The sequence below is a fragment of the Streptosporangium sp. NBC_01755 genome (assembly GCF_035917995.1).
In the GTDB taxonomy this organism is placed as follows: Bacteria; Actinomycetota; Actinomycetes; order Streptosporangiales; family Streptosporangiaceae; genus Streptosporangium.
In genome coordinates, this window is the sequence record NZ_CP109131.1 from 5,810,312 (window position 1) to 5,821,823 (window position 11,512).

Here is an 11,512-nt window from a genome sequence, read left to right on the forward strand (position 1 = left end):
CGGGACGGATCGACGAGATCGTGCCGGGGAACGACGGCCTGCTACGGGGCGAGCCTGGCCGGACGAACTTTCACGCCGGGAAGCTTCGTCAGCGGGCTCAGGTCGGCGACCGGTGTGTTGGAGAGGTCGAGCCAGCGCAGGCGCGGCAGCCTGGCCAACGGGGTCAGGTCGGTGACGGCGGTGTCGGCAAGGCTGATCGCTTCGAGCCGGTCCGGGAGGCCGTCGAGTTCTACCAGCGCCTTCAGCGTGTCGGAGTCGGCTTCGCGGGGCAGCCGCAGGTTCCGAAGGCCGGTGATCAGGCGGAGTGTGGGCAGCGCGGAGACGTGGGGAAGGTCGAGCCAGGTCGTGTCGAGGGCCGCGTCACCCAGCACCTCGCGGGCGTAGCGTTCGTAGCCACGGACCCGGCACCAGCCCGCGGCCAGTTCCCGCTGGATCCCGGGGTCGTCGACGTAACGGAACCGGCTGAGGAGAGGGACCGCCTGGTCGGCATCGATCAGTGCCGCGGTGCGGATGACGGCCGGTGCCATGGCGTTCGTGACGGAGCCCGACCACGCCACGTCCGTGAGAAGGTCGAGAACGAAGTCCCCGGCCTCGGCGAGTTCGTCGGCTTCGCCGAGGTCGCGAGGTGGCAGGAACTCCCGGACCGTGGAACGGATCTGGTCGGCGAGTTCCGGGCACCCATCGGGGGGAAGGTCCGCGATGCACGCGGCCGCCAGCAGCCACAGCCGACGATGGTTACTGCGACTTCTCCTGGCCCGGTCGACCAGCCTCGACAGCACCCGCCAGGAATCGCGCTCCGCCTCCTGCTCGACCGCCATGATCACTACTTCCTGGTAGGCGGGCAGGTGAGCGTGGCTGACGAGGTGCCCGTGGTGCATCTGGTCCAGGAACTCCTGGGCGGCCAGATAATCCTGGAACCCGGGGAACCGGAATCCAACACGTTCTCCGTCGACGAGTTCCAACAGGCCGGTCTGCTCCATCATGAGCTGGAGCGTGTGCCCTGCGGAGAGAGCCCCCTCATGCGTCACCCGGTCGATCAGTCTGACCGCTGTCCGTCGCGGGAGCGTGTCCTCGCCCTCTACGACCAGCCAGTGGGCAAGCGGCGCGAGCAGCCGGTGCCAGTCCGACCTTTTGCGGATGGACCGCCCTACGTCCCGGCGCTCGACCAGGAAGTCGACGAGAGCGCTCCTGCGGAAGATCTTTGAACGCGAGTCGCACAGCTCGTTCCCCCTGAGATGCTGCGCGCTGAGGATCGCGCACATCAGCGGTGACCTGGCCAGCCGTGCGAGATCACGGCGCGCCGCCAGCTCGCCCTTCAGGCGTTGTCCTGACTCCCACACCTGGCCGGGGGAGTAGGTATGGGCCCCTTCGGCCACGGCAAGGTGCCAGCGATCGATGAAGCCGTCCACCTGAGTAGGCGTCATCGGCTCCAGTCTCGCAGTCACGAAGTCGTTGGCTCGTAACTGCTCGCGCCAGGCTTCGTTGATGGCGGCGGGCCTCGAGGTCAGGACATAGGACGCCGTGGGGTAATAGGCGAGGAGTTGTTTCAGCCATTCAAGGACCGCTGGACGATCCTTGTCGGATATCTCGTCGATACCATCCAGAAAGACCATTCCCCGGCCGTGCTCCAGGAGGTCGGCTACCCAACGGTCAGGCTTGCTGCCGGCGATGGTGTCGGCGACGGCCGCCACGAACTCCTCCACCTGGGGAAGGCGCAGGCGTTTTTCCCCGTCGTGGCAGCCGCGCATCTTGATCAAGAATGGCACCAGCGCCGGGGATTCGTCCCCTTCCCGGAGTAGTTCTCCATGAAGGCCGCGAATGGCCAGATGGCGCAGCGCGGTGGTTTTCCCGGAGCCGGCGTGGCCCTCCAGCAGCAGGCGGCGCCTGCCGGTGACGACGTCCTCAACGCGTAGACCGCTCCCGTTGAGGGCGGGGCCCTCTCTCGTTTTCTGGAGCGAAAGATTCATATAGGCGGAGCTCAGCCGGTAATTGCGCAGTTCCCAGGGCAGCTCGTCCACGCCCCAGAGTTCAATGCGGTCCAGGAGGTGGAGGACACCACGGCGGAATTGAGCTTCGAACTCCCGGGCCCGGGCTGTCCGCGCCTCGTCGCCAGCGTAAAAAATGATGTTTCCATAAACATCGCGAGCCTGGACAACGTTGCTGTGCGCGGCGCTGCCGATCTTGTTGTGCACGCCTTCGGATCCGGAACCGCTCATGGGTTGAGGGTACGCTCTGTGCCGTCCGGCTTCCGGAAATTCCGGATCTGAATGAAGATAGCGGTATGTCGGAAAAGGCGCAGGTCTGGTGTGGCGCGATCGTGGCATTCGCCGTTCTCGTGGGACTTGGCGTTTACTTCCTCTCCGTTGGCCTGGACAGGGCGGACAAGATCGCGAGTGTGATCGGCCCTCACGCGGCGCCGAGTGCCCGTTCGAAGACGCGGTAGGCGTCCGGAGTGAACAGCACGAACCGCAGGTCCGTGACCTGTGTCGGTGCGGTGCGTACGGTGCCGAGCGCGATGCGGGCGGCGTCGCCGACGGGCCAGCTGTAGACCCCGGTGGATATCGCGGGGAACGCGACACTGGTCGCGCCCAGCTCGTCGGCGACCCGGAGCGACTCCCGGTAGCAGGAGGCCAGCAGGTGCGAGCGGTCCTCGGTGGCGGAGAAGACGGGGCCGACGGTGTGGATGACCCAGCGGGCCGGTAGGTCGCCCGCGGTGGTGGCCACGGCCTGGCCGGTCGGGAGCCCCTTGCCGTAGTGCGAGGCGCGCAGGTCGCGGCAGGCGGCCAGGATCGCGGGGCCGCCGCGCCGGTGGATGGCTCCGTCGACCCCGCCGCCTCCCAGCAGCGAGGAGTTGGCGGCGTTGACGACGGCGTCGACCTGCTGCGCGGTGATGTCCCCCTGGACCAGCGTGACCTGCATGAGGTTGTGACCTTTCGCGATAGTTGGCCTTTGCATCGAGGAACTTCTCGGCGTACTCCTCCAGCAACGAACCCACTGTCACCACCGCCTCACACGCTTGTACCCACGGTAGAAGGCGGTTCTCCGATCAAACAGTCCCGACCATAAAAGCCCAGCTCAGGCACTCACTGATGGCCACGGCTGACTCCTTGAGGTCAGTGCTATCGCGAGGTGCATTGATAGACGACCCAGCGGCCGCCGCCCGCATTGGCGATAGCGTTCCTTTTCGCCCTGGCGGGTGTGCTCCCCCTGCCGCCCCAGTAGACGTTTCTCTTGGAATTGTAGGCGACAGCGCCACAACCGTTGACGAAGGTGGTAAGGACTTTGCAGCTGGAGCGGCCGCACGTCCTCAGTGCCCGCTGTCTGGCGGCAGCCGCTGTTCTGTAGTCCCAGGACCTGCCGATACGGCCGTCCCGTGCCACGGCAATGGCGCCGTAATAGTAACGTGCCGCACTTTCCCCCGTGGTGGCCGCGGTAGCCGCAGTAGCTGCGGGGGACGCCGTGGCCAGCATCCCGCTCGCCATGAAGGCGCAAGCGGCGATGGCAGTGAGTTTCTTGCCTAACTGCATGGTGTTTCCTCTTCGTATGATTCCAGGGGTGACTCCTGGCCCCACCACCGTGGCCCGGAACTCCTATAGTGACGGTGAGTCGCCACTCGGTTAATCAGCCGGCCGGCTGGAACTGATAGTTAACTCTTTGATTATCGCACTTCTGGCGAGCTAAATCGCGCGGCTTCTCACCTGGCCGGACGGTGTACATGGCCTCGCTGATGACGCCGGGCAGCGCGCCCCCCTTGGTGCCGATGAGGAGTGTGCGGGGGTCGGCGCCGGGCTGGCGCATCGGCCACTCCAGGTGCTTGCTCGCCGTCTTGTCCTTCCTGAGTCCGGTGAGCACTTCGCGCAGCACGCCAGGTTCGACGCGGGTCACGGTTTCGGCCCAGGCGGCCTGCCGGGCAAAGCCGGGGAGCGTGGGCCGCACCTGCTTACCGGCCTTGACGTAGTTCTTCAGGCAGACGTCGGCGGGCAACGCGCAGCCGCCGAAGGCGCGTAGCATCTCGCCGTTGACGGTACCGACGCCAGTCTGCGCGATCTTGCGCAGTGCGCCGGGGCCGAGGCGGTCGCGCAGCAGGTCGGCGGCGGCGTTGTCACTCTCCTCGATCATGGCGGAGACGACCTGGTCGAGCGTGACGGTCGCACCGGGCTTGAGCCGTTTGAGCGCCGCTTCGTGGGCGCCACCATCGGTGCCGGGCAGGTGGTAGGCGTTCCACTTTTGGGGCTGACGGGTAGTGGCCGCGGTCGCTGCCTGATGATGAGCGTCGACCGCCGACCCGTGAGGCGATGATCCGCCGGGCGCCTCACCCGCGGTCGGTACGCGGTACGGCTGGAACACCTGCTCGGCCACGGAGCGGACGGCGCCGGTGCCCGAAAGCGGTGACCCCGGAGATCACGGATGCGGCGCCAGCAGTTCGACCGTGCCGCGCTCGCCGTCGACCCGGATCCGGTCGCCGTCGCGCAGGCGCATGGTCGCGTTGCCGGTGCCGACCACGGCCGGGATCTCCTCGATCCGCAGGAAGAACAGGTCGTCACCGTGGCCGGTGAGCTTCCCGGCCCGCAGGACGAAGGCGCGCAACGCCCAGAAGGCGCGCATCACCTCCGAGCGGGCCGTCTCCCGGTCGCGGACGATCGCGTTCCACCGCGCCACCCGCTCTCGCGTCTTCGCCACCTTGCCGGGATGGCGCTCTCCGAAGCGCCTCCAGGCCGCCTCGTGCGCCTCCCGCTGCCGGTCGAGCAGCGTGCCGGCGTGTCCCCGGGTTTCGGGCATGGCCGCGAGCTGCGCGTCGATCCACCTCGGGTCCTCGCCGGGACGGGCGATCGAGACCTCGAACTCGTGCGCGCCCCGGTGCCCGTAGACCCCGGCGAACGTCTCCCGGTCGATCTCCTTCGCGGCGAGCCTCTCCAGGCCGATGATCGTTTCGAGACTGGCCAGTGCCCCGTCGGTGTTGGCGCCGGTGAGCATGGCCTGGGCGTCACGCTCACCCACGAGCTCGCGCAGCCTGTCGCGGGTCATGACCAGGGCGTTGCCGCCCTGGCGCCCGGCGGCCTCCAGGACCTGGCAGGCCTCCACGAAGTACGGCAGCAGCTCGGCCTCCCAGAGCCGGACCAGCTCGTCGGTGGTCGCGGTGGCGGCGGTCCGCTCGCGCAGGGCCGTGCAGCGCTCCCGCGCCGTGGCCAGGAAGGGGCGCATCCTCCCGGTGTTGACCGCCACCCGCCTGCGCAGGGTGAAGGCGAGCGGCAGCACGCCCTTGACGATCTGCCAGCGCGAGATCGGCAGCAGCGGCACGTCCAGGCCGGGCGGCAGCTTGCCGAAGACCTGCTCGATCGCGCCGAGCCTGCTCTGCATGCCCATGGCCCGCGCCACCGAGAACGCGATGCTCAGGTTCATGTAGAAGCGGCCGCCGATGTTGCCGACCACGCTGAAACCGGGCATCTTCGACGCCGACATCGCCTCGCCGATGAAGATCTGCACCAGCGACCAGGTACACGGCGTCATCACGTCAGGGATGGCCTCGCGGAGGTTGGTGCCGGTCCACAGGTAGTCACCGGTCAGGCTGTCGTTCCACTCCTCGACCCGCTGCCTGAGCCGGGTGATCGGGCGGGCCTGCAGGACGAGGAACGCCCCGTCGCGCCTGGCCCACTCCACGTCCATGGCCGTCCCGTACAGCTTCTCGATCTCCGTCGCGAGCCGGGCGAGCAGCAGGGCCTGCTCGCGGTCGAGCACGCGACGGCGGCGCAGTTCCTCGGGCACGGGTTCCGCACGCGTGCCGCCGGGCGTGCGGACCGTCATGACGGTCTTGTCGCCGATGTGCTCCTCGGCTATCTCCCCGTCGGCTCCGGCCGCTTTGCCGACGACGACGGTGTCGGGCGTCACCTGCCCGCCCACGAGGGCCTCGCCCAGCCCCCAGGAGGCATTGATCACGACCTGGTCGCGCGCGCCGGTGAGCGGGTTCGCGGTGAACAGGACGCCCGCCGCGTCGGCCTCCACCAGCTCCTGCACCACCACGGCCAGCGCCACGCCGTCGTGCGGTACGCCGTTCGCCGCCCGGTAGGCGATGGCACGCGCGGTCCACAGCGAGGCCCAGCAGCGACTGACCGCGTCCGGCAGGGCGTCGGCGCGGACGTTGAGGTAGGTGTCCTGCTGACCGGCGAACGACATGTCGGGAAGATCCTCGGAGGTGGCCGACGAGCGCACGGCGACCGGTACGTTCGCGCCGAGCCTCGCGTGGGCCGCGCGGATCTCGGCGGCGGTCTCCGCGGGCATCTGCCGGGCGGCGAACAGCGCGGCGATGTGCCGGGACGCCTCCTCGGGGGGCATCCCCGATACGGCCGCCATGATCTGGTCGTTCAGGCCGTCGCGCGAGACGAAGTCGAGGTAGGCGTCGGTGGTGACGTGGAAGCCCCCGGGAACCGGCAGGCCCGCGCGGGCCAGCCGGGCCAGCGAGGCCCCCTTGCCGCCCGCCAGGGCGAGGTCGGCGGCTTCGTCGTCAAGGGGGAGGGTCTTCAAGGCGTACTCTCCTCAGTGCCAAGGGAGACGCGCAGTTTCCGCTGCGCGGCCTCCACAGCGGCGTCGACGTACTCCAGGGTGGCCCGCGCCACCGCGCGGGCGTCGGCGGCCGGGACCGGGCCGCCGGGCTCCAGCGCCCTGCCGCCGGCGTCGGCGATCAGCTCCGCCAGGCGCTCGTCGGCCGGCTGATATCCGGCCGGCATCATCGGCGAGACGCTCAGGAACCCGTACAGGACGGAGACGAGCGTGGTCACGTGCTCGGCGGGCGACAGGTCGCTCCGCAGGGCGCCGTGTTCCAGCAGCGTGCCGAAGTAGCCCGGGAAGCCGCCGCCCAGCTCGGCGCCCGCCGGACGGTCCCGCTTCTGGCGGGTGAGCCTGCCCAGCACCTCCGAGTCGCCCAGGACACTCGCCCGAATCAGGGGCCTGCCCAGGATCTCGGAGGCGAGCAGCCTGAGCAGCTCTCGGAGAGTGGCGGGGCCTTCTCCGATCCGCCTGCGCACCTCGGTGATCATCTCGACCCGCTCGCGGCGCAGCAGCGCGGTGAACAGCTCCTCGCGGGTCTTCCAGTGCAGGTAGATCGTGCCCTTGGCGACCCCGGCCTGCCGGGCGATGTCCTCGACGGTGGTCTTGTCGTACCCCCAGCGCAGGACGAGGTCGCCGGCGATGTCCAGGATGTGGTGCGCTCGGGCGAGCCGCTGCGAGGCGTCCTGTGGCGGCCGCCCCACCCTTCTGGTCCGTGACTCCACGATCCCCACCATTTCCCAAAAATTTGACCGTATGAGCTTATCTGGTCATTTAATTGATGGTACATCGCCGGGAAGGGGTGGGCGAGCATGCCCTTCCCTCGGGGTGGCCCGGCTGAAGCCGGGGTCAGATCGGGAATACGCGCAGTGCGGCGACCCTTCGTCGGTCAGGTGAACCTGAGCGTGATGGCGTCGCTGTGTCCGGACCAGTTCAACGTCAGACGCCAGCATCCCGTCCTGGGCAGGTTGACCGATGAAGGCCCCGGGCCTCCGTCGATCTCGCGGACCACCGCCGTCGTCGTCCCGTCCAGCATCGCTTTGATGGTCAGCGGCCGCATCGGCTGCTGCGGCAGCCGCGAGACCCAGAGAATCTTGTTCGTGACGTCAGGATCGGTGGAGGCCGCCAGCGGATAGCCGAACAGCACGGCGATGATGTCGCCGTGCTCGCTGAACACGTGGGGCACGCCCGAGCCGTCATCGCTGAACCCTGGCCTCGTCCAGGTGGGCAGCGCGTCTCGGGTGACGGTGGAAACGCACGCGACGGCCGACGGCCGGGCCCTCTTCGGCATTGGGCGCCGGATCGCTCGCCGGCTGGTGGCCCTGCTGCTCCAGTCCCTCCGCGCCCGCCCGGCCGACCCGCCTGCCCCCCCTTCCACCGGCCGTCGCCCTCGGACCGCATCACCTGGTGAACCCAACGACGACGTGAACAGCCTCATCAAGGATGATTCTTGGTTTCGCGGACATTTTAGGGCCGATACGGCAATTTACTCTGCGGCGAGCTTGAAGGAATGACCGGATATTGAGGAATCTGAGGTCATCTGAGTAATCGTTATAGCCATCGAATCAAGCCATCTGGCTGTCGAGCTGCGGCGATGTCGTCTAGCCTCATTGCGCGATCCCGGCAACAGGGGACATGTATTCGATCAGATGGGCTTGTGAGAGTGCTTGTCATAGACAACACCGCACCTACACTGAGCAGTGTGACGACCACTGTGACCCTTCGTGGTCCGGCCGCGGCCGTTGCCTATCTTCTGGCGATGGCCCGTTCTCGTGGTGTGCGAATCAACCGCACCAAGCTCACAAAACTTCTCTACCTTGCTGATCTACGTGCTGTCGAGCGCGGACTTCCTCCCGGCTCGGGCGTCGAGTGGAGATGGCGCCACCATGGCCCGCATAGTCTGCGCCTCGCCGAGATCGAGCGAGATCTTCGCGAGGCGGGCATCATCCGGGTGGAAGAGACAACCGATCCTTTCGCCGGTCACCGGGAATGCCTCATCCATCTTGTGGATGCTCCTCAGACGGACATCGATGCCGAGTTCGCGGAGATCGTGAACGCGGTCCTGGCCGACTACGGACAATGGTCGGCAGGACAGTTGCGCGATCTCACTTGTCAGACGTCTCCGGTGCGGGAGGCCGTCAAGCAGCACAGGCATGAGGTGCGGCTTGACCTTGCCGGAGGATCGCCCCTGCCCGACCTCGGCTCTGGGCTGATGCCGGCGGCCACCGCTCTCCCGGCTTGCTCAAGGACCAGAGTGGGGTCGTACGACCGACATCGGGCGATGGCGGACGGTCTATCGGATCAGCCCGGCCGTAGCAGTTCGACGAGTTCCGGGGCGATGCCCGGGAATTTCCGGTCCGCGGTGAGCAGCGCGTCGGCCCCTACCGCACGGGCGGTCGCGATGATGAGGGTGTCCGGTACTCGGATTGTCAGGTCCGCGGCCCTGAGCAGGGCCGCGCTCTCGGCCGTCGTCTCGTCCACCTCGACGATCCGGTCGATGACGGCGGCACGGAATGCCTCAAGCATCTTCTCGGCCGCGACACCCTTGCGGACCGCACCCACCCGCAGTTCGCTCCAGGTGATCACGGAGATGGCGAACGAGGCCGCCTTGTCCTCCCGGCGGCGAACGGTGTCACAGGCATGGCTGTGCAGCGCGTCGTCGGGATTGAGCAGGCCGGCGATGACGTTGGTGTCGAGCATCACGGTCGGCACCCGTCATCTCCAGCTCTCGCGGCTCGCCTCGACGTCCACGGCCTCGGTGAAGCCGGGGATGGTGCCGATCACCCGGTCGAGACGGCTGCGGTGTCGCCGGATGACGATCTGGCCGCCCTCTTCGGCGATGTCAACCAGGTCTCCCGGGTGAAGACCGAGCGTGCGCAGGACCGCCGCCGGCAAGGTCACCTGGTTCTTGCTGGAGATACGTGCCGGCCCCGTACGCCTGGCACGTGTTCTCTTGCCGTGCTCCATAACCTTTACTGTAGCCATCACAAGTAAAGGCCAAACGGTGTGACGCATGGCATGCGATTGGTTTCAGAAAGTCACCGCGTGTCTGTCAGGCGCCTCTGATGCGGAAGGCCGTCAAGCAGCACGGGCATGAGGTGCGTCTTGATCTTGTTGGAGGGCCGCCCCCACCTGACCTCGGCCCCGGGCTCGCCAGGCCCCGTCGATGGGCCGATTCTGGTTGATCACCCAGAACACCCAAGGGCGACACGCGAGCCCTTCGAGCGTTGGACCTACCGTGCGACGGCGACGCCGAGTCGATGCCCCTACAGTGACTATCGTGGATCGAACTGAAGTCGTGGTGCGCAGGCCGCAGGGTCCGGATGAGCGACTCCGTGCCGGGGCAGTGCTTTCACGCACCGGAACCCTCGCGAAGGTCCAGTGGGACGACGATGGAGTGGTGGAGGAGAATGTACGGCTCGGCGGTGAGAATCTGCTGGCCGTCGTCGGCACCCGGCGGCATCAGTTCCTGATGAACCTGCCCGTCCTCATCGAGCGGTTCACCTCCGATCCTGTCACCGTGGTCTTGGAACTCCTTCGCGAGAGCCGGAAAGGGCTCAAGGCTCCGGCCATCAAGGAGCTTCTCGTCGAGCTTGGCCTGGAGCCGGCGGTCGTGGACCGAACGTGGAAGAGCGTGCAGGCGAAACTGTCCAAGCGTGACGACGTGCGCATCAGGGCAAACACATACAGATGGGCGCAGCCGAGTCCGACTGAGGATATGATCGCTCCTCCGGCTGAAGTCGACGTGATGGATACTCCGGCTTCTACAGCTCCTGAGGCTTCCCTGGTGGTTCCTGCGGTTCCTTCTACAGCTCCTGAGGCGGTTTCTGCGGTTCCGGAGATTCCCACGGCTCCTCCGACCGAAGTCGGCGAGGATGTGACCGGGCCGGAGACGCCTGCGCCGATCCGGAAGGACGACGAGGCTGCGGCCGACTTGGCAGAGGCGGCAGAAGACCGGGTACGGGTGCTCGCCGAGCGTTGCGAACGTCTGGAACGGGACCTGCGGAGCGCGAACGACAGGGCGATCGAACTCCGCACCGCCCAGAAGCGTCAGCTTCAGATCGATGTCGTGCGCGCGCTTGCCGATCTCGCAGCCGAGATCGAGGAAATGGTGATCGGCAGGACCGCCCCGGAGATCGTTGTCGAGCGGGTGCGAAGCCTCGTCGCGGGACAGGCGCTGCACCCCATCGGCACGGTGGGCGAGGAATACGGCTTCGACCCCGCGCTGCACGCCCCTCTGGTCGGCGCACCGGAGCCCGGAACGCCGGTGAGCGTCATCCGTCCCGGATATCGCTGGGCCACCTTCGAAGAGATCCTCCTCCACAAGGCGCTGGTCGAGCGGGTGCGAGCATAGTCAGCTGAGAGAGGCGGCGCCCCGGCTGGAGCAGTTGTGCCCGTTGCCGGGAACGGCCCGCCGTACGACCGGGTCCTCGGGCCGGGCAGCCGATGAGCGGCTGCCAGCCTGGACGAAGTTCCCCCCGACCTCGGCGTATTGACCAAGACTTGGCCGTTAGACGGCCCGTTCGGGAGTGAGCAGAGCTCGTAGGCCGCTTTTTGGGAGTGCTTCGTGGTGGTCAGATGGGTCCGGCTTGACGTGAGCGTCCTTAGCGATCTTCACCCAGCGCCGGGATGTGCCAATGAGCAACCGCCGAGCAACCACGGCCGATCTCGCCTCGCCGCCGAGGCCCCAAACCGGGACAAAGTCCCCGGTCAAATCGGGTCATAAGTGGTGGGGCGCCAGAGATTCGAACCCTGAACCTACGGATTAAAAGTCCGGCGCCGCTGCCGCACCCGAGTGCGGGGCTGCGCCGACGGATCGACCGGATACTACGCGTGCACGGTTTCGTCGAGTGGCACGGCAGCGGGGAGCACGCCGGCGCGGCCGGAGGTGTCGCCGGCGAGATGTGGACTCGTCGCGGTTCACATCGCCACCTGGCCGGATACGCCCATCATGGACGGGGCTTGGCCTTAT

At 67.5% G+C, this 11,512-nt stretch carries 10 protein-coding genes and 1 pseudogene; 2 read left to right on the plus strand and 9 right to left on the minus strand.

What is annotated here, in order from left to right; all coding sequences use genetic code 11:
• Positions 1-41 precede the first annotated feature (41 nt).
• The 7 genes from OG884_RS27715 to OG884_RS27740 all read right to left on the minus strand — a co-directional run bounded on the left by OG884_RS27715 (position 42) and on the right by OG884_RS27740 (position 7,831).
• Positions 42-2,216 (minus strand): NACHT domain-containing protein, encoded by a 2,175-nt coding sequence (locus OG884_RS27715; RefSeq protein WP_326637670.1) that lies wholly within the window; start codon positions 2,214-2,216, stop codon positions 42-44.
• Between the two features lie 190 nt (positions 2,217-2,406).
• The gene (locus tag OG884_RS27720; protein WP_326647012.1) at positions 2,407-2,919 is read right to left on the minus strand and encodes an O-acetyl-ADP-ribose deacetylase; all 513 of its coding nucleotides are present in this window, start codon (positions 2,917-2,919) and stop codon (positions 2,407-2,409) included.
• A 200-nt stretch (positions 2,920-3,119) separates the two neighbouring features.
• Entirely contained in the window at positions 3,120-3,527 is a 408-nt protein-coding gene (locus OG884_RS37670; protein ID WP_442811536.1) for a DUF4189 domain-containing protein, read from the minus strand.
• Between the two features lie 94 nt (positions 3,528-3,621).
• The gene (locus OG884_RS27725) at positions 3,622-4,359 is read right to left on the minus strand and encodes a serine hydrolase (protein WP_326637671.1); all 738 of its coding nucleotides are present in this window, start codon (positions 4,357-4,359) and stop codon (positions 3,622-3,624) included.
• Positions 4,360-4,401: 42 nt separating this feature from the next.
• Positions 4,402-6,519 carry a PEP/pyruvate-binding domain-containing protein gene (locus OG884_RS27730; RefSeq protein ID WP_326637673.1) on the minus strand — a complete coding sequence of 706 codons (2,118 nt, stop codon included), beginning with the start codon at positions 6,517-6,519 and terminating at the stop codon, positions 4,402-4,404.
• Positions 6,516-7,265 (minus strand): TetR/AcrR family transcriptional regulator, encoded by a 750-nt coding sequence (locus OG884_RS27735; RefSeq protein ID WP_326637675.1) that lies wholly within the window; start codon positions 7,263-7,265, stop codon positions 6,516-6,518. Before OG884_RS27735 ends, OG884_RS27730 begins: the two co-directional genes overlap by 4 nt.
• 164 nt (positions 7,266-7,429) lie before the next feature.
• Entirely contained in the window at positions 7,430-7,831 is a 402-nt protein-coding gene (locus tag OG884_RS27740) for a hypothetical protein (protein ID WP_326637676.1), read from the minus strand.
• Positions 7,832-8,299: 468 nt separating this feature from the next.
• Between OG884_RS27740 and OG884_RS37675 the strand changes: the two are divergent.
• Positions 8,300-8,599, plus strand: a pseudogene (locus tag OG884_RS37675) (hypothetical protein); the annotation flags it as partial.
• 242 nt (positions 8,600-8,841) lie between these two features.
• Here the strand turns inward: OG884_RS37675 and OG884_RS27750 are convergent.
• Together OG884_RS27750 and OG884_RS27755 are read right to left on the minus strand one after the other, a co-directional pair.
• A complete protein-coding gene (locus OG884_RS27750) occupies positions 8,842-9,252 on the minus strand; it encodes a type II toxin-antitoxin system VapC family toxin (protein WP_326637679.1) in 411 nt (136 codons plus the stop codon).
• Between the two features lie 3 nt (positions 9,253-9,255).
• The gene (locus tag OG884_RS27755; RefSeq protein WP_326637681.1) at positions 9,256-9,507 is read right to left on the minus strand and encodes an AbrB/MazE/SpoVT family DNA-binding domain-containing protein; all 252 of its coding nucleotides are present in this window, start codon (positions 9,505-9,507) and stop codon (positions 9,256-9,258) included.
• A gap of 433 nt (positions 9,508-9,940) precedes the next feature.
• Here OG884_RS27755 and OG884_RS27760 point away from each other — a divergent pair, with 433 nt between their 5' ends.
• Positions 9,941-10,894 carry a hypothetical protein gene (locus OG884_RS27760; protein ID WP_326637682.1) on the plus strand — a complete coding sequence of 318 codons (954 nt, stop codon included), beginning with the start codon at positions 9,941-9,943 and terminating at the stop codon, positions 10,892-10,894.
• The last annotated feature ends 618 nt before the right edge of the window (positions 10,895-11,512 follow it).

Excerpts from the sequence above, each read along its gene's own strand:
- OG884_RS27740 (WP_326637676.1), bottom strand. The coding sequence starts at position 7,831 with ATGCCGAAGAGGGCCCGGCCGTCGGCCGTCGCGTGCGTTTCCACCGTC.
- OG884_RS37670 (WP_442811536.1), bottom strand. The coding sequence starts at position 3,527 with ATGCAGTTAGGCAAGAAACTCACTGCCATCGCCGCTTGCGCCTTCATG.
- OG884_RS27720 (WP_326647012.1), bottom strand. The coding sequence starts at position 2,919 with ATGCAGGTCACGCTGGTCCAGGGGGACATCACCGCGCAGCAGGTCGAC.
- OG884_RS27715 (WP_326637670.1), bottom strand. The coding sequence starts at position 2,216 with ATGAGCGGTTCCGGATCCGAAGGCGTGCACAACAAGATCGGCAGCGCC.
- OG884_RS27755 (WP_326637681.1), bottom strand. The coding sequence starts at position 9,507 with ATGGAGCACGGCAAGAGAACACGTGCCAGGCGTACGGGGCCGGCACGT.